Source organism: Clostridia bacterium, from assembly GCA_017405765.1.
GTDB lineage: Bacteria > Bacillota > Clostridia > Oscillospirales > RGIG577 > RGIG577.
The window spans coordinates 42574-67539 of sequence record JAFQZS010000036.1 but is presented as its reverse complement, the minus strand read 5'-3'; the positions used below and the strand labels follow the sequence as shown (position 1 = coordinate 67539).

Here is a 24966-nt window from a genome sequence, read left to right as displayed (position 1 = left end):
TGGGGGTGATCTCATTTGAAAATATCAGGTCTTTCCGACCGCGGCATGGTACGAAAGAACAATCAGGATTCCTATGCCTTCCGTGAGACGGACATGTTCGTCATGGGAGTAGTATGCGACGGTATGGGCGGCGCCGCCGCCGGCAATAAGGCAAGCGCTCTTGCCATAAAGAAGATAACGGAAAAAACGATGTCCGATATGACGGGCGACCTTTCCGCAAACGATGTAAAAAGTATTTTAAGGGGCGTTGTAAGGGCGGCCAACAAGAACATATATGATACCGCCGCAAACAACAGCGCTTATCTGGGGATGGGCACTACGGCCGTGGCCTTTATTTACATGAAGAAGACTAAAAAGGCCTTTTTTGTGAACGTGGGAGACTCGCGCGCATATTTACAAAGAGACAACTCTCTTTTACAGATAACACAAGATCACTCGCTTGTTTTTGAGATGCTCCAAAAGGGTCAGATAACTAAAGATGAGGCGCGCAATCATCCGAACAGGAATATTATCACACGCGCAATAGGCACTGATGAACATCTTCACCCCGATACATTCGAGGCGGACATTAAGAAAAACGATAAAATACTGCTTTGCAGCGACGGACTTACGAACATGCTGACTGACGAGGAGATACTTAATGTATTATCATCGGGCGACGACATGGAAAAAACGGCGGCTGAGCTTATAAATAAGGCCAATATTGCAGGAGGAGCCGACAACGTGACGGTGCTGCTTGCTTTTTTTGACGAAGAAGGGAGTGACTCCCTGTGAAGGACCTGACCGGCCAGCTGCTATCGCAAAGATACAGCATTATAGAAAAGATCGGTGTAGGCGGTATGGCTGAGGTATATAAGGCATACTGCAACACCTTAAACCGTTTTGTGGCGGTAAAAATAATAAAGGATGAATTAAAAAACGAGGAAGAATCGGTAAAACGCTTCAAAACCGAATCACGCGCGGTCGCTATACTCAATCACCCAAATATAGTCAGCGTACACGACGTGGGCGTTTTTGACGGCCGCCCGTTCATTGTTATGGAGCTTATCGAGGGCATAACCTTAAAGGAGTATATGTCCCAAAAGGGCGTCATTGATTATAAAGAGGCCATTTTCCTCATCGTTCAAGTGCTCAGAGCCCTTGAGCATGCCCACAACAGAAAAATAATACACCGCGACATAAAGCCGCAGAACATTATGCTGCTTCAGGACGGAGTTATCAAAGTAGCCGATTTCGGTATCGCGCGTTTCACAGCGTCGAATACGCTTACGATGACCGATTCCGCCATAGGCACGGCTCATTATCTTTCCCCCGAACAGGCGAGAGGCACGATAACAGATGAGAAGAGCGATATATATTCGGTAGGCGTAATGCTCTATGAGATGACGACAGGGCAGGTGCCCTTTGATTCGGACAACCCCGTGTCTGTTGCGCTCATGCACCTTTCCGCAACGCCGAAGCGCCCGCGCGAGATAAATCCCGAGATCCCCGAGGGCTTTGAAGATATAATCTTGAAGGCCATGTCGCGCGATCCAAAGAACCGATACGCGAACGTAGAGGAGATGATGGCCGATCTCGAGCTGATACGAGAGGAACCGTCGGTGACGTTCGATTACGTATATAACGCAGAGGACGAGATCGAAGAAACGCCGCGTCCCACTCAGAAGATAGAGATAGGAGAAATAAAAGAAATACAGAAAAAGGAAAAGAAGCCCGCAGACGAGGACGAGGATGACGAGCAAGACGCCGAGGCCGCTTTGCCCGAAAAGAACAGGCAGAACAAAATGAGAACGGGTAAAACGGGCAAGCCTGGCAAGACGGGCAAAAACGGCGCGAAGCGGCCGTCATACTTAAAAAACGTGGCAATAGCCGCAGTAGGCGTTATAGTGCTTGTTGCGATACTTATGAATGTGATATTCCCCGCGATATTCAACGAGGACCGCGAAAACAGCGTAGAAGTTCCGCTGCTTGAAGGAAAGACGGTAGAAGAAGTGGAAAATGACTTTTACGGCGAATATAAGGACTTCGAGATAGTAGTTATACAGAGGGTGAACGATCAGGCGATCCCCGAGGGAGTTATCATTTCGCAGTCTCCTAAACCTGACAGCGTAAGAAAGAAAGGTTCGCGCATCGAGCTTATCGTAAGCGCCGGAGAGCGCACCGAGATCGTTCCCGAGGTTGTGGGCATGGAATACCGTTACGCTAAGGTGGAGCTTGAAAACAGAGGCTTTAAGGTCGCGCGTGTGGACGCTTACAGCGACAGCGTCGCATCCGACAGCGTTATCTCGTCTTCGCCGGAAGCTGAAACTGTAGCGCCTTACGGAAGCGAGGTAATACTTAACGTAAGCATTGGTAAGGAGAGCGTTCAGGTCCAGGTGCCGCTTATCGTGGGCATGAGCCAGGATTCCGCAAAGAGCGCGATACTTGCATCGGGACTGAGCATTGGCGAGATAAAGCAGGAGATAGCGCCTGAGCCGCGCGGCGAGGTCATAAGTCAGACGCTGACATACGGCAGTACGGTGGACGAAATGACGCCCATGGGATTTACGGTGAGTCTGGGAGAAGAGTTTACACAGGAGCTTGAGATAGTTCTCCCCGATGAGCCGGAGGTGCAGCTTATCCGTGTGACCCAGAACGGTATGACCATATATGAGGAAAGCCACTGGGCCGACGAGGGCCGCATAACCGTACAGCTTACCGGAACGGGCACGGCGATGATAAGCATATATATAAACGACGCGCTTTACTATGAAAAGGTAGTGCGCTTTGAGCAGGAATAGTGTAAATATGGAAGGACTTATTTTAAAGGGTATAGGCGGATTTTATTATGTTAAGACCTCGCGCGGCGTTATAGAATGCCGCGCGAGGGGACGTTTCAGAAAAGACAACATAAAGCCTGCCGCCGGAGATCGTGTGCTGATAGATGTGCAAAGCGACGGCACGGGATACCTTTTGGAAATATTTGAACGCAAAAACCACATGATACGTCCGCCGCTTGCAAATGTTGACCGCATGTTCATAGTTGCGGCAGCGGCAAAGCCCGAACCAAACCTCCTTTTTGTTGATAAAATAGCCGCGATATGCGAGCTTAAGGGCATCGAGCCCGTTATAGTCATAAACAAGCTCGATCTGTACCCCGACTCGCCTATCCCCGCGATATACAGACACGCGGGATTTAAGACAGTTGCGCTCTCAGCCGAGCGCGACGACGTAAAGTCGATTTTCGAGCCATATATAAAAAGTGGCGTTTCCGCGTTCACGGGCGCATCGGGAGTGGGAAAGTCGAGCATAATAAACAGGCTGGGACTGGGAGCTTCATTTGATGTGGGCGGCGTTTCAAGCCGAATAGAGCGCGGCAGGCACACAACGCGCCATGTTGAGCTTGTAGAGGCTTACGGAGGGTACGTTGCCGATACTCCGGGCTTTTCATCTTACGATATAGAGCGCCTTTCGCTTGTTGACAAGGAAGAGCTGTGCCGCGGTTTTCGCGACTTTCTTCCGTATATAGACGACTGCCGCTTTACGGGCTGTTCGCATACTAAGGAGAAGGGATGCGCCGTTATCGCGGCAGCAGAGGCGGGCAGGATAGAAAAAACGCGTCATGCGTCGTACTGTACGCTTTATGAACAGATAAAGGATATAAAGCCTTGGGATTAAAAGGGAGTGACATTTATGAAATGCTATATAATATGCTCCGCGCCTGATGCAAGTATAGAGCCGATAAAAAAGATAAAAAAGGGCGAGGGTGACATTATCATATGCGCCGACGGAGGATATGAATACGCGCGCGCGGCCGGCATAAAGCCGGATATAGTAGTGGGAGATTTTGATTCCGCGAAGGACGGCGCGCCGAAGGGCGATTTTGAGCTTTTTACCTTTGACACGCACAAGGATGACACCGACACGATGATCGCCGTAAAAGAGGGCATGGCGCGCGGATGCACAGAGTTTCTTTTTTACGCCGCGACGGGAGGCCGCTTCGACCATATGTTCGCAAACGTGCTTCTTCTTTTATGGATAGAGAAGCAGGGCTTTAAGGCGATGATGATCGACGATGAGGCAAGATATTTCTTTATCGGAAAGAAATACGTTTTCCCCAAGGAGGGCAGGCGCACGGTGTCGCTTTTTGCGATCGACAAGCCCGTAAAAGGCATAACGCTTCACGGATTTGAATATCCGCTGAATAATTACGATATGGCGACCGATGTTTCGCTCGGCATAAGCAACGTGATAACAGGCGACGATGCAAGCATAGAGACGACGGACGGACGCCTTTTCGTGGTGGAGTTTTTTAAGAAACAGTAACGTGCCGCCCCTTAAAAACGGCCGGTAAGGGAAGCGGACATTGCGCCTCCGGCGGCGCCCAAGGAATAAAGATATGAAAAAACGTATGATAATTCTAAAAGCCCTTATTGCGACTGTCATCTTCGGCGCGCTTTATTTTTATGCGGTTTTCCCGCCGATAAACCTTCAGGACGAGGGCTTTTATTTTTTCCTTGTCGTACTTGTGGTTGTTTTCTTTATAGCATATGTAATATTCTCATTCGGCAGGCGGCGGGCGGCCGACGTTATATTTGACCGCAGCACGTACAGAACGATGTCTGTAGTAAAGCCGCTCGGCATTATAATAGGCGTTATAGTGGCCGTGTTCATCGTTGGCACGATAGTGAGCGTACCGATTTTTCGGGCGTCCTCATATCGTGAGCTGATACAGGTGGAGGACGGCAGCTTTACAGATGACGTGGCGGAAATAACGTATAATCAGATACCGCTCCTCGATAAGGCGTCGGCTCAGAAGCTGGGCGACAGAAAGTTAGGCGAGCTTGCCGACATGGTATCGCAGTTCGAGGTTTCGGGCGAGTACGCGCAGATAAACTTTCGGAATATGCCATACCGCGTGACGTCTCTTTATTACGGCGACGTATGGAAATGGATAAACAATACTAAAAAAGGACTTCCGGCGTATATGCGTCTCAATATGATAACGCAGGAGGTCGAGGTGGTGCGTCTTGAGGACGAGTTCGGCGCCTGCATGAAGGTGTCGCCTTACGAGCATTTCAACGAGCTTTTGGAGCGCTTTTTAAGATTCAGATATCCGACGTATATATTCGCGGAAACCACGTTCGAGATAGACGACGAAGGACGCCCCTATTGGATAGCGCCGCATATAAAGAAGACCATAGGTCTTTTCGGCGGGCGCGACGTCGTGGGCATAGTGCTCGTCGATGCGATAACTGCGGAGTGTACGTATTACGATATCGAGGACATACCCCAGTGGATAGACGGAGTATTCCCGGCAGAGCTTATAGTAGAGCAGTATAATTATCACGGTCTGTATATAAAGGGCTTTATAAACTCCATATTCGGCCAAAAGGACGTAACGCAGACTACGGCGGGATATAATTACCTGGCTTTGAACGACGATATTTACGTATATACGGGCATCACTTCGTCGGGAGGCGACGATTCGAATATAGGCTTTATCCTCTGTAACCAGCGCACGAAGGACGCGCGCTACTATTCGGTGCCCGGCGCGGCGGAGTATTCTGCGATGCGCTCAGCCGAGGGCGTAGTGCAGCACCTCAAATACGAGGCGACCTTCCCGCTGCTTTTGAACGTGGCGGGTCAGCCGACGTATTTTATAGCGCTTAAGGACAACGCCCAGCTTGTAAAGCAGTACGCGATGGTAAACGTCGAGCGTTATCAAATAGTTGCGACAGGCGCGTCAGTCGCGGAATGCGAGAAAAACTACGTTCAGCTTCTGAAGCGTCACGGCGACGATGTTGACGTAAGCGTTGGCATGATAAACGAAAGCCTGGGGCGCATAGCCGAGATAAGAAGCGCCGTGATCGAGGGCAACACGTATTTCTATATAAGGCTTGAGGGAGAGAGCATATTCTATCGCACATCGGCCTCCGCCGACGAATTTGTGGTGACCTTAGACCCGGGCGATACGGTAGAGATAACTTACGTGCCGTCTGACACGGGCATATACGATATACAGACGATAACGCGCGCCGACAATATTATCACCGATGAAAGCGAGCTTGAGGGAATGCTTTTGGATATGGACGAAGAGGAGCGCGCGGCGGCGAATTACGAGCTGCCGGATCCGGACGCACCAAAGCCGCAGACTGTGACAGTCGTGCCGCAGAACGGGGACCTGTCGGGCGGCAGCGATGATTGGTACACGTTCGAGGACGACCAGTCGGGTGAAGATTAAAACAAGTGCATGAAGGGAGAAAGCTTCCCTTCATGCGGTTTTTCGGAGGAAGTAAATGTTTAAACGAATGGCCGGCGACCCGTTCAACAAAACGCTGATAACGCTTGCGATACCGATAATGATACAGTATCTTATCAATTCTTCGCTGAATCTCGTGGATACCGTCATGATAGGTTCGATGGGCGAGGCGTCCATTGCGGCAGTCGGCTTTTGCAATATCATATATTTTCTCATAATGATAGCCCTTTTCGGAATAGCGAGCGGTACGCAGGTATTCATGGCTCAGTTCTGGGGAGCAAAGGATATAAAGCGCATCAAGCACGTTCAGGGGATAGGTCTTATGACGGGTCTTGTGCTTTCGTCGCTGTTTGCGGCGGCGGCCTTAATATTCCCCGAAGACCTTATGCATATATTTACGACGGATCCAGAGCCGATAGCGCTCGGCGCCGATTATCTTCGCATAGTGGGGATAAGCTATATCGCAACGGCGGTGTCGCTGTCTTATACGGCTGTGCTTAGAAGCATTGAAAACGTGGTGATACCGACTGCGGCCAGCTTTTTTGCGCTCAGTCTTAATACGTTCCTTAACTGGGTGTTGATATTCGGGCATTTCGGTATTGAACCGATGGGAGTTCGGGGCGCGGCCATAGCCACGCTAATATCGAGGCTCGTTGAGGCCGTTATAATAGTGAGCATAGTTTATAAAAAGAAATTCGCTGCCGCGTCCACACCGCGGGAGATGTTTTCTTTCGACGGCGCGTTTGTGAAAAAGGTGGTCAAAACGGCGCTGCCCGTATTCTTGAACGAGTGTCTTTGGTCGATCGGTACGTCGATGTACACGGTGGTGTACGGTCATATAGGCACTAACGTGGCGGCGGCCGTGAATATAAGCGGCACCGTGGAGCGAATGGCGTGGATAGCCGTGTTCGGTCTCGGAAGCTCCGCTTCTATAATGATAGGCAAAAAGATAGGAGAAGGCGAGTCGGATACCGCCTACGCTTACGGCAGGCGCATAATGCAGTACACTACGGTGGTAGCGCTTATAATAAGCGGGATCCTCTTTTTGATAAATCCGCATGTTTTAAAGCTTTTCAATTTGCTGCCGCAAAGCGTGGACACGGCGCTTATGCTCATGAATATATTTGCGGGCTTCTTTACGGTGAGAGCTCTTTCGTACGTTTCGTGCATCGGGGTGCTGCGTTCGGGAGGCGACTCTCGCTTCTGCCTGCTCGTTGACCTTATAGGCATATGGGGCTTCGGCGTGCCGCTCGCGGCGATTTTGGGGCTTGTGCTGAAGCTCCCCGTATGGGTGGTGTTCGTTACCGTCAACGCCGAGGATACGCTGAAGTTTATACCTTACATAATAAGATACCGCTCGAAGCGGTGGATAAAAAATCTTACGAAGACGTAAGCGCGCGTGCTTTTTACGAAAAAAGCACGAAAACGCTTGCGTCTTTTTTAACTCCGTCCCACGAATCCCTTTTAAGTTTTCTTTTTTTTTGCTTAAAAGCAAGCATAAATTTTTAGAACCTCGGTTCTAAAGACTTTATTCGCCTGCGCGGCGGGCGGTTCTTTTGCAAACTCAGACCACCCCATCAATCACTCCAAAAAATGCATACATTTTTTGAGGCCCCGGGATCCGCTTCGCGTATTTTTAGGGGGCCCCGGCGCGAACCAAAATTTCCGGGGCACTTTGCTCCCCCGCCCCCTCACGAGGGGAAACCCACAGACCCATACTGCGCTACTTACAGCTAATTTATGCCCCACAATCTTCGAACAGAATGATGTAATCTCAATTAATACTTCCAGCCTTCCTCGAGGTGAGGGCCGATTCAAGATATCTTCTCCTCAAAGTTGACGGGCGCGTCGCACGCGCCCAACACTCCGGTTCCCGTTAGAAGCAGGCTTTTTCTAAAAGGCAACTTGTTAAATATCGCCTTCTTCTAACGGGCACCGGGGACTTGGAGCGGCTCGGCCGCGGAACACCAGTGGGGAAGGAAGCTAATAGAATGCGCCCTCATGGCGAAAAGACTCCAAGCTATAAAGCAAATTGCGCTTATCGCCAGTAGATGGCGAGACATAAGTCATATTTGAGTAACGCCGAGCGGCTGGCGCCGCCGATAGGCGGTGTTGGAGCGAGGGAGCGAAGAGTCCGAGAGGCGGCAGCCTCTCGGGACTTTTGGTACGCCGGGGTCCCCTAAAAATACGCGGAGCGGATTTTTTGGGGTGGTCTGAGGTCACAAAAGTACGCCCCCCGGCAGGGGGATCAGGAGTATTAGAACCTCGGTTCTAAAATTTTGTTCTTGCTTTCAAAGCAAGGGAAGCAAGAAAAAGGAGTCTTAGAACCTAGGTTCTGAAAACGCTTGCGTCTTTTAGCGCACTGCAAAGTTTTTTTATAAACAGCCTCTATTTCCCGCTCAATAAAAAAGGCGGCCGGATACGGCCGCTTTTTTCATATCTCGCTTATCTTGATATCTCCGCCCGAAAAGACCTTGCGGCGGGGAGGTATTCTTTTTGTGGGATCGTATTTATATCTGCGGCACGAATGATCCGCAGATACTACTCCGGCCTTCGGACAAAGGCATTGCTTTCCGTCGTCGAAGATCTTAGTCGAATTGAAGCAGTAAAGGCACATCGGCCTTATTTCTTTTGAAAACATCGTTCTCACCTCGCCTTTTATTATATTACTGATATTTGTCGTATTCAATCGGATCTCAGCTTCTTTTCTTAAAAAGAATAAAACTTAATATGCCCGCGCCCGCGCATAAAAGCAGGGGCAAAGATCCGCCAAAGGCAAATGCGGCCGCTTTTTCGGCGTAAGCAGGCGAAAAAACGACAGCCGTTTCAAGAAAATCATCCGCCGTAAAATACGTTATCGCCGCAGCGATAACGGCGTGAGCCGTCTTACCCAAAAAATACTTCCCGGCACGAAGTCCCGCCTCATAGACGTGCGGCAGAAGCTGCATATGTACGCAGAAGCCGCCGAAGCCGGTGAACGCCGATATAAGCGTGAGCATAAGTCGCGCGTCGGTTACCGAAGAGCATATCATCGACGTACCGGCAGTAAGCTCAAGGAGAGATCCCAAAGACGCCCGTGTGATATTTTCGGGAATGTCGAAAAGTTTAAGTATCCCTGAAATAATATCGGCCGCGCCGCTTTCGTTTAAAAGCCCTATAACGGCTGAAAAGACGACTATCGAGGCGCAGACGTTGAGCATAATGAGCGCCGAAGAGCTTATGGCGTCGCTTAAGAGCAAGAGGGCCGATTTTTCTTCGCGGGGAGGAACAGACGTGCTTTTTTCGCGCATTGACGGATATATGCGCCCTGACAGCGCGGCAATAAGCGCGGCCGATATGATATGAACGATATAAAGAAATGCTCCGGCGCGCACGCTGCCGAGCATTGAAGAGCCTACAGCCGTTATGAGAAATGCGGGACCGCAGTTGTTTGAAAACATCAAAAGACGTTCGCATTCGGCGCGGCCGACGCCGCCTTTTTTATAAAGCGTCACCGCCCCAATACCTCCGGCAGGATATCCCGAAATAAGAGAGACGATAAACGAAACGCAGGCGCCGCCAGAAAGCTTTAGGAGAGGAGAAAGCAAGGGAGAGACCAGTCGCCCCATATCTTCGCACATACCGCTTTTCACAAAAAGATCGGAAATTATAAAGAAAATAAAAAGCGACGGTATCACAATGCCGCCGCAAAGTGCCAGCGCGTTTGAAACGGCTTCGCCGGCGCTTTTCGGAAAAAGAAAATACAGAAGTATAAATGTCGCTATCGCAAAATAAAGCGCCACTTTTTTTAAATACTTTTTCATGCGCCGTCTCCTCTCTTGGCTTCTTTAAAAATTATATTCCGACGCTTATTCATTTTAGTATGATAATCGGCATAAATTTAAGCATAACAAATGTTAGGAGGCGCCATCGTGGCCGACAGCAGAGAGAAAAAAGAACGGCGCGGCGCGCTTGAGGTCATAAGCCGGGCGTTTGAAATACCGCTTGATACGGTAACGGGCGTTTTCAGGCTGGAGAGCATAGGGGGCCGCGAGCTTACGATAGAAAATACCAAAGGTATACTCGAATACTCCGAGGAGTGTGTAAGAGTCGCCGTAAAAGGCGGAGTGATAACAATAAAAGGGGACGGTCTTATCATTAAAGCGCTGTCGGCAGACGGCATATATATTGAGGGGCGTATGCGTTCGGTTGAGTTTTTGGAGGCGTAGATGTTCATTCTTAAAATAGTACGCTGGATAATAAGCTATATAACGATAAGCGCACAGGGCGCTTTTTCGGAGCGTTTTTTAAATTTGGCCGGCAGCGAAGGCATACATGTATGGAACGTAAAAAGAGAGGACGAAACAAAGCTTTCCATGTGCGTGCGCGTCGGCGATTTTAAAAGGATACAGGGCGTTGCGCGCCGGGCGTCCTGCAGAGTGCGTATCACAGACAGAACAGGTCTTAGATTCATAATGTTCAAACACAGAAAGCGCAAGGCGTTTCTTATAAGCGCCGTTTTGTTTTTCGCGCTTGTATGTTTTCTTTCAACGCTCATATGGGGAGTGGAGCTTGAAGGAGCCGAATTCACCGACAGGGCCGCGCTTTTGGAGAGCTTGAGCGAGGCCGGACTGCGCTCGGGCGCGCCTATAGGCAGCTTGGATATACCGGCCATACAGAACGAGATACTTATGCGCCATGAGGATATAGCGTGGATAGGAATAAACATAAAGGGCACGAAAGCATATGTAAAGGTGGAGCCGCGTACTTTGCCGCCCGAAACGCCGAAGGACGACGCGGCAAGAAATCTCGTATCCGATTTTGACGCAGTAGTGGAGAGCATACAGGTATACGAGGGCGAGGCCGCCGTAAAAAAAGGAGAGGCGGTGACAAAAGGTCAGCTTTTAGTAAGCGGAGTAGTGGATCTTGAGGAGGGCGGCACGCGATTTCTTCATTCTGAGGCCGAAGTTTACGGCCGCGTGTGGATAAGCATGCATAAAAGCATTCCGTTTTACGGCATAAAAAAGATATACACGGGAGAGACATTAAAAAAACGTGCCGTGAAGGCCGCGGGAGTAAAAATAAATTTATTTATAAACAGTAGTATTCCGTATGATAAGTATGATAAAATCATAAGAGAAGAAGAGATGAAAATAGGCGTCTTTGAGCTTCCTGCAACTTATCTTACCGCCGATATACGCGAGTATGAGGAAGAAACGTATCCGCTGTTATGGGACGAAGCGCGCGATAAACTGGAGCTTGAATGTTTTTTGGAGCTTCGTTCTCTTTATCCCGAGGCTGCTGTTTTAAACAGGAATATAACATTTACAAAGACCGGGGATTCGTATATAATGGACGCCGAGTATGAATGCGTTATGCCGATAGCTGTAAGCATAGAGATAATGCATGATAAAGCAACGGAGGAATAGATGTCAACGGAAGTTTTACTGCTTGAAAACGAAACGGACATGTTCAATATATTCGGAAATCTGGACGAGAATATAAAGCTTTTGGAGAACGAATACGGCGTGAGCATAGTGTGCCGAGGTTCCGAGGTGAAGATAACGGGGAGCGAAAAAAGCGTTGAGCATTGCCGCCGCGCGCTGGCCGTTTTAAAGGAGCTTTCGGATAAGCACCAGACCATATCGGAGCAGAATGTGCGATACGCCATGTCAATGGTCGAAGAGGACAGGGAAACAGAGATAGCCGACCTGGGCGACGACTGCATTGCAGTAAGCGCAAAGGGACGCCCCATACGCCCGAAAACGATAGGTCAGAAAAAATACGTCGATTCCATACGGAAGAATACGGTCGTATTGGGCGTAGGCCCCGCCGGAACGGGAAAAACATATCTCGCCGTGTCGATGGCTGTGTCGGCGCTCAGAAGCAAGGAGATAAGCAAGATAATACTCACGCGCCCCGCCGTTGAGGCAGGCGAAAAGCTGGGCTTTCTGCCGGGAGACCTTCAGCAGAAGATAGACCCGTATTTAAGACCGCTCTACGACGCGCTTTACGATATGCTCGGATTTGAGACTTATGCGAAATACGCCGAGAAGGGCATAATAGAAATTGCGCCGCTCGCGTATATGCGCGGCCGTACGCTTGACGACAGCTTTATAATCTTAGACGAGGCGCAGAACTCTACGAAAGAGCAGATGAAGATGTTTTTGACGCGCCTTGGCTTTAACTCAAAGGCGGTCATAACGGGAGATATAACGCAGGTCGATCTGCCCTTCGGAAAGCAGTCCGGCCTTATAGACGCGATGAAGGTCTTAAAAAACATTGAAGGCATTGGGATAAGCGAGCTTACGCATAAGGACGTAGTGAGAAACCCGATAGTGCAGAAAATAATAAACGCGTATGAAAAACGCGACGGGCGCGTCCGCCGAAAAGAGACGCGCCGAATAACGAGAAGAACGGCGGAAGACAAAAGATGAACAAAACGGAGTTTATAAACAGGCAAAGAAAAGTTAAGGTCACGAAAGAATTAAAGGACATGCTCGCCTTATGCGTCGATACGGCGTTGAAAACCGAAGGCATAGACGACGGAGCGCATATCGACGTTACGTTCGTATCCGATAAAAGGATACGTGAGATAAATCGCGAATACAGACAAAAGGACGCGGCCACGGACGTGCTGTCATTCCCTATGGTCGAGTTCTCTGAAGGAAAGCCCGTGTGCGATCTGGGCGGCGAGCGCGATGAGGACGGCGTTCTCTTTTTGGGCGATATCGTCATATCGCTTGAACACGCCTGGGCCCAAGCCGAAGAATACGGCCATTCGTTCATGCGCGAGGCGGGCTTTTTATGTACTCATTCCGTGCTCCATCTCGTGGGCTACGACCACGAGGATGACGAGGAAAGCCGTAAAACGATGCGTAAAAAGGAGGAAGCAGTCCTTAAAAAAGTGGGGCTTGCAAGATAGAAATGTCTCTTTTAAGGTCGTTTAAATATGCGTTTTTAGGCATTGGGCGCTGTTTTGAGAACGAGCGGAATATGCGCATACATCTCGTTTTGGCGCTTTACACGCTGTATTTTTCCGCTTACTATGACTTTACCCGCGTTCAATACGCGGTATTATGCGCGTTTTTCGCGCTCGTGTTTTTTGCCGAAATGGTGAACACCGCGATCGAAGAGTTGGTCGACATAAATTCGGAGGGCTTTAATTTCAAGGCAAAGGCCGCAAAGGATATCGCTGCGGGAGCCGTATTGATCTGCGCAATATTTGCGATAATTGCCGGGTTTTTATTCTTTTTCGATACCGAGATAATAAGGACCATCTTTTTCGATACGCTGACGCACCCGGTAAAGCTTGTGGGCTTTATTCTGTCGGTGGTGCTCGCCGTGCTTTTCATAAGATTCGGCCTGCACAGAAAGAAGATATGACGATACGTTGAAAAAAAGGAGCAATATAAATTGGCAGAAATAACTAAATCGGGCTTTATAGCCATAGTGGGACGCCCCAACGTGGGCAAATCTACGCTTATAAACAAGCTGGTGGGACAGAAGGTGGCCATAGTGTCTCAGCGTCCTCAGACAACGAGGAACCGCATCATAGCAATACTCAATAAAGGCGACACACAGATGATCTTTCTTGATACGCCGGGCTTTCACAGGCCGAAGAACCGTCTCGGCGAATATATGGAGGACATAGTTCACGAGTCGCTGGCAGATGTTGAATGCATCCTTCTCGTCGTTGAGCCGAAGAACGCGCCCACTGAGGACGAAAAAAGGCTTATCGAGAAGATGAGCGGGCGAGATATCCCCGTTATACTCGTTATAAATAAAATAGATACCGTGCCGAAACCTTCTATACTTATGGCGATGGCGGCGTATGCGCCGCTTATGGAGTTTAAGGCCATAATGCCGATAAGCGCGCGCACGGGCGACGGGATAGCGGAGCTTGAAAGCGAAATAGGCGACTATATGCAGCCGGGGCCGGAGTTTTATCCTCAGGACATGGTGACGGATCAGCCGGAGCGCGCCGTAGTGGGCGAGATAATCCGCGAAAAAATGCTGCGCCTTCTTTCCGACGAGATACCGCACGGCGTGGCAGTCGCTATAGAGAGCTTTGACGAGAGCCAGGGCGACCTTATAAAGATAGGCGCGTGCATATACTGCGAGAAGGATTCGCACAAGGGCATAATCATAGGAAAGAACGGAAAAATGCTCAAAAAAATAGGCACATACGCGCGTGAGGAGCTTGAGCGTATGTTTGAGTGCAAGGTGTTTTTGGACGTTTTCGTTAAGGTGGACGCAGGCTGGCGCAACAAGGCGGGCTCGCTTCGTGAATTCGGCTATTCGCGCGAATATTGATATGGATATAGAAACGCATGGCCTTGTGATACGCGAATATCCAAAGGGAGAGAGGGACAAGCTTTTAATACTTCTCACGCCCGATATGGGCAGGATATCAGTATGGGCCAAAGGAGCGCGATCGCCGAAGAGCCCGCTTCTTTCGCTTTGCCAGCTTTTATCTTATTCGCGCATAAGACTGAGAAAAAACGCGGGATCGTTTTATCTTGCGGGCGGCGAAACAAACAATCTGTTTTTCGAGATACGAGAATCGCTTGAGCGGCTTTCGCTGGCACAGTATTTCTGCGAGCTTGCCGACCGAGCTTCGGCTGACGGGCGCGAGTGCGAAGAGATACTGTCGCTTATTCTTAATTCACTCTACCTTTTATGCAGAGGCGAAAAAGAAGCTCACGTAAAGGCGGTTTTTGAGCTTAGGCTCATGTCCGTTATAGGCTTTCGTCCCGAGATCTCACAGTGCGCGGTATGCGGAGGCGTTTCCGACGAGATGTTTTTCGACATGAATGCGGGAAACGTAATATGTTCGTCATGCGCGCGCGGCGGCAAGTACGCCGGAGCGTATCCCGTTAACCGCGCTGTATACGATGCGATGAACCACATAATAAGCTCCGACGCGAAGAAGATCTTCTCATTTAAACTTGACGCGGAGTCCGAACGCATACTTTCAAAGGCCGCGCAAGGATTTATGTTGACCCAACTTAACATAAATTTAAAAACGCTCGATTTTTACAATACGCTTTGACATGCGGAGGAAAAATGAAGTATACATCCGAAGATATTTATAAGAAATCGCTTATCACGCTGGAATTTAATAAGATAAAGGGAAAGCTTTCGGCTCATTGCCTGTCGGACGAGGCAAAAAGCATGGCCGAAAGCCTTTTCCCGTTTGATCGTACCGACGCGGTGAGAGAAGCGCTCGGCGAGACGGACGAGGCAAAGATAATGATACAAAGGCGCGGCACTCCGCCTATCGCGGCGGCGCACGATATAACGGCGTCTTTAAAGCGCGCCGAGGTGGGCAGCGCTCTTTCAATGGGAGAGCTTTTAAAAATAGCCTCGCTTTTAACAACGGCGAGAAAGCTTTCGGGCTATTTTGACAGCTTTGAGGATGAGAGACTCTTGTCAAAGCATTTTTCACAGTTATCGCCCGTTTCTTCCGTTGAAAGGCGAATAAACGAAGCCGTGATATCGCCGGAGGAGATGGCCGATACGGCAAGTCCGGCGCTTTATGATATACGCAGAAGGACGGCGCGCCTTCATGCCAAGGTGCGCGATCTTTTGCAGGATATAATCCATTCGCAGCGCTATCAGAAGGTGCTTCAAGAGCCGATAATCACCGTGCGAAACGACAGGTTCGTCGTGCCGGTCAAGGCCGAATACAGAAGCGAGCTTCACGGCCTTGTTCACGATATGTCGGCTTCGGGAGCGACTCTTTTCGTAGAGCCCTCGAGCGTCGTTGACGCGAACAACAGGATAAAGATGCTCTACGCCGAGGAAAAAGAGGAGATGGAGAGGATACTTTATGAACTTTCGGCCGAGGTCGCCGAAAGGCGTCATGAAATAGAGAATAATTATTATCACATTGTGCGCCTTGATTTCATTTTCGCAAAAGCGAAGCTGGCGCTCGACATGAAAGCCGTAACGCCTGACATTTCGCGTGATGCGAAAATAGTTTTAAAGCGTGCGCGTCACCCGCTTATAGACGCAAAAACTGTCGTGCCGATAGATATAGAGCTCGGCGAACACTTCGATACGCTTGTTATAACGGGCCCGAACACGGGCGGCAAAACTGTCGCCTTAAAGACGCTGGGGCTTTTATGCGCCATGGCGCTGTCGGGGCTTTCTATCCCCGCCGCCGAGGGCAGCGCGGTCGGCGTTTATGAATATATCTTTTCCGACATAGGCGACGAGCAGTCGATAGAGCAGTCGCTTTCCACGTTTTCGGCGCATATGAAAAATATCGTGGCCATTTTGGACGCATGCGCGCCGCGCACGATGGTACTGTTCGATGAGATAGGCGCAGGCACCGACCCCGTCGAGGGAGCGGCGCTTGCAATAGAGATACTTGAACGCACACGGCGGCTGGGCGCGCACATAGCCGCGACAACGCATTACAGCGAGTTAAAAATATATGCGCTTTCTGCCGAAGGCGTACAGAACGCGAGCTGCGAATTTGACGTTGAGACGCTTCGTCCGACGTATAAGCTGCTCATAGGCATACCGGGACGAAGCAATGCTTTTGCCATATCGGAGCGGCTGGGGCTTTCAAAAAGTCTTATCGAGAACGCAAAAAAGCGCATAGGTCAGGAGAGCTTAAAATTTGAGGACGTTATACGCGATCTTGAAAAAAACCGCATGGAAATGGAGCAAAAGCGCGATATGGCGCAGGAGCTTTTAAAGGAGACGGAGGCGATTAAAAGAAGCGCCGAGCTTTCACAGAAAAATCTGCAGCGCGATAAAAACAGGATATTAAGCGAGGCGCGCGACGAAGCGGCGCGCATTTTGAACAGAGCGAGGGAGACGTCCGACAGCGTTATGGGCGAGCTTGAAGCCTTAAAGAAGAAGAACGCGCGCGAGCTTGCCGACATTAAGCTCATGGAGAACCGTGCGGCACTTCGCGGAAAGCTTCGCGCCGCCGAAAAGGATATAGACGCAAAAGAGGAGAACAAAGAAAAAAAGGGCGGCATTGACGTGCCCTTAAATCCCGGCGACATGGTGCGTATAATCAAGCTTGACCGCGAGGCTGTGGTAGTCGAGCCGCCCGAGGGCGGAAAGGTCGTGCTTCAGGCGGGCATAATGCGCGTGACCGTCGGGCTTGACGAGCTGGAGCTCGTTGACGCGCGGGGAAGGCGCGCGGCGAAGAAAAAAGCGTCGCCCGGCGTAAGAAAGAATATAAACGTGGCGACGCGAAAGGTAAATACGGAGATAGACATACGCGGCATGACTGTGGAGGAGGCCATGTACGACGTCGATAAGCTTATTGACGACGCGGTGCTTTTGGGCATTAAAAAAGTGCAGATAATCCACGGCAAGGGCACGGGAGCCTTAAGAAGCGGCGTTCATACGCATCTTAGAACGCTAGGCACGGTAGCGTCATTCCGTCTCGGCAGATACGGCGAGGGCGAGGACGGCGTTACGATAGTGGAGCTTAAATAGAGGATAAAAGGAGGACGAACAATGATACTTGTAACGGGAGGAGCAGGCTACGTTGGAAGCCATATAGCGGCGAAGCTTTCCGATATAGGCAGAGAGGCCGTGATAATAGACAATCTCGCCTGCGGCCATAAGGAGGCGGCGCGCGGCATGAAGCTCTATCAGGGCGACCTCAGAGACGCGGCCTTTTTGGATAAGGTATTTGAAACGGAGAAGATAGACGCGATAATACATTTCGCCGCGAATTCTTTAGTCGGCGAGAGCGTGGAAAACCCGCTCAAGTATTATGAGAACAATATGGGCGGCGCGATATCCTTAGTCGGCGCGATGGTTAGGCACAACGTCAAAAATATAGTTTTCTCGTCGTCGGCCGCCGTGTACGGCGAGCCGGAGAGAGTGCCCATTTTGGAGGACGACAGGAAAGACCCGACGAATCCCTACGGCGAGACGAAGCTTGCCATCGAGCGCCTTTTGAAATGGTGCGACAGGGCTTATGGTATAAAGTACGCGGCTCTCCGCTATTTCAACGTGGCGGGCGCGCGCGACGATATAAACATAGGCGAAGACCATTCGCCCGAAACGCACCTTATCCCGCTCGTTATACAGGCGGCTATGGGAAAGCGCGACAAGATAATGATATTCGGAGACGACTACAAAACAAAGGACGGCACCTGCATACGCGACTATATTGACGTGCGCGATCTTGCGAACGCGCATATACTTGCGCTTGATTATCTCGGTGCGGGAGGCGAGTCTGAGGCGTTCAACTTGGGCTACGGCACGGGATTCAGCGTGCGCGAGATAATCGAGGTCACGAAAAAAGTAAGCGGCGTCGATTTCAAGGTAGAAATAGGCAAAAGACGCGCGGGCGACCCCGCCCTGCTCGTAGCTTCGCCCGAAAAGGCGAAAAAAATATTGGGCTTTAAACCGGAATTCGACGATATCGAGAAGATCGTCGCTTCGGCATGGCGCTGGCACAGCTCGCACCCGAACGGATTCTGAAAAAAGCACTTGGAGTGAATACGAATGGAAAGACAGAAAAGAGCTGCGGCCATACACGACATATCGGGCTTCGGACGCTGCTCGCTTACGGTCGCGCTGCCGATAATCTCGGCGGCGGGCGTTGAGACGAGCGTCATACCGACGGCGGTGCTTTCAACGCATACGGGCGGCCTTTCGGGCTATACGTACCGCGATCTTACCGAGGACTTAAAGCCGTTCGCAGACCATTGGAAGTCGCTCGGCCTTACTTTCGACGCGATATATTCGGGATTTTTGGGCTCGTTTCGCCAGCTTGACATAGTGTCGGAGATATTCGACGAGCTGAGATGCGACGATACGCTGATACTCGTCGATCCCGTAATGGCAGACCACGGCGAGATGTACAAGGTGTTTTCGCGCAATTTCGTTGCCGGTATGCGCGGCCTTTGCAAAAAGGCCGATATAATAACGCCTAATATAACGGAAGCGTGCTTTATGCTCGATATGCCTTATAAAAAGCCGCCCCACGACGAAAAGTTCATCGGAGATATAATGCGCGGTCTTCTTTCGCTGGGCGTAAAGGCGGCTGTGCTTACCGGCGTAAGCTTTGACCGAGATACGCTCGGCGCGGCCTGCATCGAAGCGGGTTCAACCGAAATGCATTATGTCTGCCGCGACAGAGTGGAGGGATTTTACCACGGCACGGGCGACGTATTCGCAAGCGTGCTGCTTGCGGCGCTCTTGCGCGCAAAATCGCTCCCCGAGGCCGCAGATATAGCCGTGGGCTTTACGGCGGACAGCATAAAGCGCACAAAGGCGGCAGGCACGGACGTGCGCTTCGGCGTAAACTTTGAAGCGGGGCTTTATGAGCTTATGGGGAAGCTGAGGTAATAAAAAAACAGAAAACGGCCGGGGCGCGCCGATCGGGCGTCTCGGCCGCTTTTTATCGCCGCTTTGAAAGCGGCAGATGCAAAAAAATTTTATTTTTTCTTATCTTTACAGTATTTTTACTTGACAAACGGCGCACGCTTATTATAAAATAAATTCCGCATTGTAAAGAACATATCTTTACATAGGAGGTGGCCCCTATGCACGGAAAAGATCTTAGAATAAATCTGCTGCTCGACTATTACGGCGAAACGCTGACAGAGAGACAGCGCGAAGTGATGGATCTTTACTATAACGAGGATATGTCGCTTTTTGAGATATCCGAGCATGTGGGCGTGACGCGCCAGGGGGTACACGACCTTATAAAGCGTTCGGAAAACGCGCTTTTGGAGCTTGACGAAAAGCTCGGCTTTGTCGAGCGATTCGTACAGATACGCCGCGCCGCCGATATTCTTGAAGAGGCGGAGCGCGAAATACGCGGCTCAACGAACGAAAACGCGCTTTCTTGGGCCGATAAAATAAGGTCTGCGCTTTCGATCTTAAGACAAGAATAAACGGAGGTGTGAGATATGGCGTTTGAAAGCCTGTCGGATAAGCTTCAGGCAGTCTTTAAAAAGCTTCGCGGCAAAGGCAAGCTGAGCGAATCGGATATAAAAGAAGTAATGCGCGAAATACGTCTCGCACTTTTGGAGGCCGACGTAAACTACAAGGTAGTGCGCGACTTCGTAAAAACAGTATCTGAACGCGCCGTCGGCGCCGAGGTTATGGAAAGCCTTACTCCGGCGCAGCAGGTAATAAAGATAGTAAATGAGGAAATGACCGCGCTTATGGGCTCGTCTCAGTCGAAGATCGAGATAGCCTCAAAGCCGCCCACGATAATCATGATGGTGGGCCTTCAGGGCGCGGGCAAAACGACGCAGGCCGCAAAAATAGCGCTGAGCTTCAAAAATCAAGGCAAGCGGCCTCTGCTCGCCGCGTGCGACGTGTACCGCCCCGCAGCAATAAAGCAGCTTGAGGTCGTAGGCTCGCAGGTCGGCGTGCCGGTGTTTAAGATAGACGGCTCAAAGGAGCCGGTGAAAATAGCTCGCGCCGCCGTGGAGCAGGCGAAGAAAAACGGCAACGACATGGTGTTCATAGACACGGCCGGTCGTCTTCATATAGACGAAACGCTCATGGACGAGTTAAAGAACATAAAGGCCGAGGTCGAGCCTCATGAGATACTTTTGGTAGTTGACGCGATGACGGGTCAGGACGCCGTGAACGTGGCCGAGGGCTTTAACAACGCCCTGGGCATCGACGGCGTGGTAATGACAAAGCTTGACGGCGATACGCGCGGAGGCGCGGCGCTTTCGGTGCGCGCCGTAACGAATAAGCCGATAAAGTACGTCGGCATGGGCGAGAAGCTTACGGATATCGAGCCGTTCTATCCCGACAGAATGGCCTCGCGTATTTTGGGCATGGGCGACGTTTTGAGCCTTATCGAAAAGGCGCAGAAGAACTTCGATGAAAAAAAGCTCGCCGAGATGGATAAAAAGCTTCGCGAGAACAAATTCGATCTTGAGGACTTTTTTGACAACATACAGCAGATGAAGCAGATGGGTTCGCTTTCCGATATTTTGGGAATGATGCCCGGCGTGAACAAAAAGGCGCTTGCGGGGGCTAATTTAGACGACAGACAGCTTGACAGGATAGCCGCTATAATACAGTCGATGACGCCTTACGAGCGGCAGAATCCCGAGATAATAAACTCCTCGAGAAAGCGCCGCATAGCGCAGGGCAGCGGCACGAAGATAGAGGATATAAACAGACTTTTGCGCCAATTCGATCAGATGAAGCGCATGGTGAAGCAGATGTCGGGCAAACAGGGCAAGAAAAAGCTTCGCGGCATGGGCAGACTGCCTTTTCCAATGTAGCGATGTTTTATAGACAGCATGATTTTTAAGGAGGTGACATGTAAATGGTAAAGATAAGACTTAAGAGAATGGGTGCAAAGAAAGCTCCTTTTTACAGGATCGTCGTAGCAGATTCGAGATATCCGCGCGACGGCAGATTCATTGAAGAGATCGGTACTTACAATCCGCTCGTAGAACCCGCTTCGATAACTGTTGACGCAGAGAAGGTTCAGAAGTGGTTAAGAAACGGCGCAAAGCCGACCGATACCGTTAAGGCATTACTCAAAAAGAGCGGCGTAATATAAGCTGCGGAGGGGTAAAGAATGAAAGATTTACTGACCTTTATAGCGAAAATGCTTGTGGACAACGCCGATGAAGTCTCTGTAGAAGAAAGAGAGACTGACACCGAGATCATATTGGAGCTTCGCGTCGCTAAGGAAGATATGGGCAAGGTGATAGGCAAACAGGGACGTATCGCAAAGGCGATACGCACCGTTATCAAGGCAAGCAATCATGACCCGAATAAGAAAGCCGTTGTTGATATAATGGATTAGGCGCACGCGCGCATGTAACACGCGCGTCGTGCGAGGCCTCGGATTCGGGTATTTTCGGGGGGAACAGGGGCGTGTTTCAAAACGCAGCGGCGCGGCGCGCCGATTTTGGACGGATGATTTTCCGCGCGTTTTGAAGCACGCTCAAATCATATACGGAGATGCGTTATGAAAAGAACGGTAATAGCCAAAATAGTAAATACTAACGGAGTGCGCGGCGCGGTAAAGTGTATCCACTACTGCGACAGCGTGTATGATCTGGAGAACTACGGCGAATTTTATCTTGAAAGCGGGCGCGCGCTTACGGTCGAGCGCATGAGCTTTCAGAAAAATACGGCGAGAATAAAGTTTCGCGGCGTGGACAGCGCCAACGATGGACTTTTAATAAAAAACGAGTTATTATATATTGATAAGGCAGATCTGCCGAAGCTGCCCAAGGGAGTTTACTACATATCCGATCTCATGGGACTGAGCGTAGTCACCGTGCCGGGCGGGCGTACGCTCGGCAGGATAACCGAGGTGCTTCAGACAGGAGCGAACGACGTTTACGTTGTTGACGAAAAGGACGGCGGGGGCAAAAAGAAGAAGCAGTATCTCATACCCGCCATACCCGACGTCATCGACAGCGTGGATATAGAGGGAGGCGTTATGCGGATAACGCCTATTGCGGGGCTTTTGGACGATGAAGATTGATATACTTACTCTCTTTCCCGACATGATGGAGACGGTGCTCTCCGAGAGCATCATAGGCCGCGCGAGACGCGCCGGGGTTATTTCGATAAACTGCGTGAACATACGCGACTTTACGCAAGACAAGCACCGCCGCGTGGACGATTATCCCTACGGCGGCGGGCGCGGTATGCTCATGCAGGCCGAACCGATATACGAAGCGTATAAAAGCGTTTGCGGCGACGGCGAAAAGCCCTGCTTTATATATATGTCGCCGCAGGGACGGCCGCTTACGCAAAAGCTTGCGGGCGAGCTTTCAAAAGAGGAGCATATAGTGGTGCTTTGCGGTCATTACGAGGGCGTGGACGAGCGCGCGCTTATTCTTACGGACGCAAAAGAGATATCGATAGGCGATTACGTGCTTACGGGCGGCGAGCTGCCCGCGCTCGTTCTGTGCGATACCGTATGCCGCCTCGTGCCGGGCGTTTTAAAGGACGACGAGAGCTTTTTGAAGGAGAGCCATCAGAACGGGCTTTTGGAATATCCGCAGTACACGCGTCCCGAGGAATATATGGGACTGAGGGTGCCGGACGTGCTCATAAGCGGCCACCATGCGAATATCGAAAAATGGCGGCTTTCAAAGAGCGTTGAACGTACGCGGACGAAGCGCCCCGACCTTTACGAAAAATACGTGGGTGACAGTAAAGATGCAGAGTAAAACAGCGATAAAAACTTACGGCTTTATAGTGTTCGCCATACTGGCGTCAAAGCTTCTAGGTCTCGTGCGCGATTCGCTTATGGCGTACTTTTACGGCACTGGGATGGAGGCGGCGGCGTTTTCGGCGGCCAGCCGCATACCGCTCACCATATTCGACATTACGCTCGGAACGGCTGTGGCGGCGGCGTTCATACCTGTTATGAACAGGTTTCTTCAGAACGACGGAAAAGAGCGCGCCTTTAAATTCGTAAATAATTTTTTGAACGCGGTGCTGCTAGTTGCTCTTGTCATAGCCGCGCTCATATGCATATTCCCGGGAGCGGTAGTAAACCTTCTCGCGTCCGGCTTTTCGGGCGATACGTTCTCGCTCTGTGCAAAGCTTCTTATGGTATTTACGCCGATAATACTGCTCGCTGCGATGAGCTATACGTTCGTGGGCGTTCTTCAGTCGTTCGGCAGCTTTAAGATACCGGCGATAATGAGCCTTTTGTCGAATGCGCTTATGGTCCTGTATTTCGTAACGCTCAACGGACGCTTCGGTATCGGCGGCCTTGCGGCGGCGCTCGTTATAGGCTGGGTGCTTCAGCTTCTTATTCTGCTGCCACCGCTTTACAAATTCGGCTACCGCTTCAGACTAGGCATAGATTTTGGGGACGAGGGATTAAGATCGTCCGTAAAAATGGCGGGCCCCGTATTGATATCGTCATGGGTCATGCCGCTTAACAACCTTATCACTCTTAATATTGCATCCTACTATGCTTCGTGGGGCGTTACGGTGCTTGATTATTCGTACAAGCTTTATTTTATCGTTGCGGGCGTGTTCTCTTATGCGATGACGAATCTGTATTTTCCGAGCCTTTCGCGCATGCAGGCGGCGGGAGACCGCGAGGGCGCGCGCGATATGCTCTATACGATGATAAAGAGCGTGACTCTGATAGTTGTGCCGGTCGCGGCCTTTTTCATCGTTTTTGCGCGCGGCGTCGTTCGCGTAGTGTACGAGAGCGGCTCGTTTACTTCGGGCGACGCGCAGATGACGGCGTTTGCGCTTATGATGTATACGATAGGTATGTTCGGCTTTTCATGGCAGGAGATACTCAATAAATACTTCTACTCCTCCGGAGACTCGAAAACGCCGATGAAGGTGGCGATAGGCTCGATAGTCATAAACCTTGCGCTGGCGCTCCTTCTGTCGAGAACGCCTATGGGCATATACGGCATTGCGCTTGCTTCGGCCGTTTCGATAACTTACGCGGGCGCGGCGCTCTACGCGCTTCAGAACAGGCGCGACGGCAGAAAAGCGGACGGACGCATGGGCGTATTTATAGGTAAGAGCGCGGCGCTGTTCGTTATATCGTGCGCGGTGATGTGCGTACTTTCTTATTTTATGAATAAGCTTTCGCTGGGCCGCTTTACAACGCTTATAGCGCTCGTTGTCTGCTTTGTCGTTTCCGGCGCGGTCTATCTGGGCGCGTCGAAGGCTATGCGGATCGGCGAGGTAAACGATATATTATCCTCGCTTTTCGGCAGGCTGAAGGGAAAAAGCGGCGATGAAGATAAAGAAAACGACTAGAATTTTTTAAT

Annotated in this window: 25 protein-coding genes; 23 read left to right on the top strand and 2 right to left on the bottom strand. The window is 50.6% G+C overall.

Features of this window, described 5'->3' with window-relative positions; translation table 11 throughout:
* Window positions 1-15: 15 nt before the first annotated feature.
* The 6 genes from IJG50_06430 (at window position 16) to IJG50_06405 (ending at window position 7634) form a co-directional block, all read left to right on the top strand.
* Window positions 16-774 carry a Stp1/IreP family PP2C-type Ser/Thr phosphatase gene (locus IJG50_06430; protein ID MBQ3379485.1) on the top strand — a complete coding sequence of 253 codons (759 nt, stop codon included), beginning with the start codon at window positions 16-18 and terminating at the stop codon, window positions 772-774.
* Window positions 771-2780 carry a Stk1 family PASTA domain-containing Ser/Thr kinase gene (gene pknB, locus IJG50_06425; GenBank protein ID MBQ3379484.1) on the top strand — a complete coding sequence of 670 codons (2010 nt, stop codon included), beginning with the start codon at window positions 771-773 and terminating at the stop codon, window positions 2778-2780. The genes IJG50_06430 and pknB overlap by 4 nt, the downstream gene beginning before the upstream one ends.
* Window positions 2781-2787: 7 nt before the next feature.
* A complete protein-coding gene (gene rsgA / locus IJG50_06420) occupies window positions 2788-3657 on the top strand; it encodes a ribosome small subunit-dependent GTPase A (GenBank protein MBQ3379483.1) in 870 nt (289 codons plus the stop codon).
* A 15-nt stretch (window positions 3658-3672) separates the two neighbouring features.
* Window positions 3673-4305 carry a thiamine diphosphokinase gene (locus IJG50_06415; GenBank protein ID MBQ3379482.1) on the top strand — a complete coding sequence of 211 codons (633 nt, stop codon included), beginning with the start codon at window positions 3673-3675 and terminating at the stop codon, window positions 4303-4305.
* 73 nt (window positions 4306-4378) lie between these two features.
* Window positions 4379-6223: a CvpA family protein gene (locus IJG50_06410; protein MBQ3379481.1), complete on the top strand. Its 1845-nt coding sequence runs from the start codon at window positions 4379-4381 to the stop codon at window positions 6221-6223.
* A 55-nt stretch (window positions 6224-6278) separates the two neighbouring features.
* Complete coding sequence (locus IJG50_06405) at window positions 6279-7634, top strand: MATE family efflux transporter (protein ID MBQ3379480.1); 1356 nt, start codon at window positions 6279-6281, stop codon at window positions 7632-7634.
* Window positions 7635-8675: 1041 nt separating this feature from the next.
* On the opposite strand, the gene IJG50_06400 is transcribed toward IJG50_06405, so the two are convergent.
* Window positions 8676-8858: a hypothetical protein gene (locus IJG50_06400; protein MBQ3379479.1), complete on the bottom strand. Its 183-nt coding sequence runs from the start codon at window positions 8856-8858 to the stop codon at window positions 8676-8678.
* A gap of 79 nt (window positions 8859-8937) precedes the next feature.
* On the bottom strand, window positions 8938-10044 hold the full coding sequence (locus IJG50_06395; GenBank protein MBQ3379478.1) for a hypothetical protein: 1107 nt from the start codon (window positions 10042-10044) through the stop codon (window positions 8938-8940).
* Window positions 10045-10152: 108 nt separating this feature from the next.
* On the opposite strand from IJG50_06395, the gene IJG50_06390 reads away from it, so the two are divergent.
* The 17 genes from IJG50_06390 (at window position 10153) to murJ (ending at window position 24955) form a co-directional block, all read left to right on the top strand.
* On the top strand, window positions 10153-10449 hold the full coding sequence (locus IJG50_06390) for a YabP/YqfC family sporulation protein (protein ID MBQ3379477.1): 297 nt from the start codon (window positions 10153-10155) through the stop codon (window positions 10447-10449).
* Window positions 10450-11649 (top strand): sporulation protein YqfD, encoded by a 1200-nt coding sequence (gene yqfD / locus IJG50_06385; GenBank protein ID MBQ3379476.1) that lies wholly within the window; start codon window positions 10450-10452, stop codon window positions 11647-11649.
* Window positions 11650-12657 (top strand): PhoH family protein, encoded by a 1008-nt coding sequence (locus IJG50_06380; GenBank protein MBQ3379475.1) that lies wholly within the window; start codon window positions 11650-11652, stop codon window positions 12655-12657.
* Window positions 12654-13145 carry an rRNA maturation RNase YbeY gene (ybeY, locus tag IJG50_06375; GenBank protein ID MBQ3379474.1) on the top strand — a complete coding sequence of 164 codons (492 nt, stop codon included), beginning with the start codon at window positions 12654-12656 and terminating at the stop codon, window positions 13143-13145. The genes IJG50_06380 and ybeY overlap by 4 nt, the downstream gene beginning before the upstream one ends.
* Before the next feature lie 2 nt (window positions 13146-13147).
* The gene (locus IJG50_06370) at window positions 13148-13606 is read left to right on the top strand and encodes a diacylglycerol kinase family protein (GenBank protein ID MBQ3379473.1); all 459 of its coding nucleotides are present in this window, start codon (window positions 13148-13150) and stop codon (window positions 13604-13606) included.
* A gap of 39 nt (window positions 13607-13645) precedes the next feature.
* Window positions 13646-14536 carry a GTPase Era gene (gene era, locus IJG50_06365; protein ID MBQ3379472.1) on the top strand — a complete coding sequence of 297 codons (891 nt, stop codon included), beginning with the start codon at window positions 13646-13648 and terminating at the stop codon, window positions 14534-14536.
* The gene (gene recO / locus IJG50_06360; GenBank protein MBQ3379471.1) at window positions 14508-15275 is read left to right on the top strand and encodes a DNA repair protein RecO; all 768 of its coding nucleotides are present in this window, start codon (window positions 14508-14510) and stop codon (window positions 15273-15275) included. The genes era and recO overlap by 29 nt, the downstream gene beginning before the upstream one ends.
* A gap of 14 nt (window positions 15276-15289) precedes the next feature.
* Complete coding sequence (locus IJG50_06355; GenBank protein ID MBQ3379470.1) at window positions 15290-17689, top strand: endonuclease MutS2; 2400 nt, start codon at window positions 15290-15292, stop codon at window positions 17687-17689.
* Between the two features lie 21 nt (window positions 17690-17710).
* On the top strand, window positions 17711-18688 hold the full coding sequence (gene galE / locus IJG50_06350) for a UDP-glucose 4-epimerase GalE (protein MBQ3379469.1): 978 nt from the start codon (window positions 17711-17713) through the stop codon (window positions 18686-18688).
* Window positions 18689-18712: 24 nt separating this feature from the next.
* Window positions 18713-19558: a pyridoxamine kinase gene (locus tag IJG50_06345; GenBank protein ID MBQ3379468.1), complete on the top strand. Its 846-nt coding sequence runs from the start codon at window positions 18713-18715 to the stop codon at window positions 19556-19558.
* A gap of 197 nt (window positions 19559-19755) precedes the next feature.
* Complete coding sequence (locus IJG50_06340) at window positions 19756-20109, top strand: YlxM family DNA-binding protein (GenBank protein ID MBQ3379467.1); 354 nt, start codon at window positions 19756-19758, stop codon at window positions 20107-20109.
* 15 nt (window positions 20110-20124) lie between these two features.
* Window positions 20125-21468, top strand: coding sequence for a signal recognition particle protein (ffh, locus tag IJG50_06335; GenBank protein ID MBQ3379466.1), 1344 nt, complete (start codon window positions 20125-20127; stop codon window positions 21466-21468).
* Between the two features lie 44 nt (window positions 21469-21512).
* Entirely contained in the window at window positions 21513-21752 is a 240-nt protein-coding gene (gene rpsP / locus IJG50_06330) for a 30S ribosomal protein S16 (GenBank protein MBQ3379465.1), read from the top strand.
* A gap of 18 nt (window positions 21753-21770) precedes the next feature.
* Window positions 21771-22001, top strand: coding sequence for a KH domain-containing protein (locus IJG50_06325; protein MBQ3379464.1), 231 nt, complete (start codon window positions 21771-21773; stop codon window positions 21999-22001).
* A gap of 165 nt (window positions 22002-22166) precedes the next feature.
* A complete protein-coding gene (gene rimM, locus IJG50_06320) occupies window positions 22167-22691 on the top strand; it encodes a 16S rRNA processing protein RimM (GenBank protein MBQ3379463.1) in 525 nt (174 codons plus the stop codon).
* Window positions 22681-23385 (top strand): tRNA (guanosine(37)-N1)-methyltransferase TrmD, encoded by a 705-nt coding sequence (gene trmD, locus IJG50_06315; GenBank protein MBQ3379462.1) that lies wholly within the window; start codon window positions 22681-22683, stop codon window positions 23383-23385. The genes rimM and trmD overlap by 11 nt, the downstream gene beginning before the upstream one ends.
* Entirely contained in the window at window positions 23375-24955 is a 1581-nt protein-coding gene (gene murJ / locus IJG50_06310; protein MBQ3379461.1) for a murein biosynthesis integral membrane protein MurJ, read from the top strand. The genes trmD and murJ overlap by 11 nt, the downstream gene beginning before the upstream one ends.
* The last annotated feature ends 11 nt before the right edge of the window (window positions 24956-24966 follow it).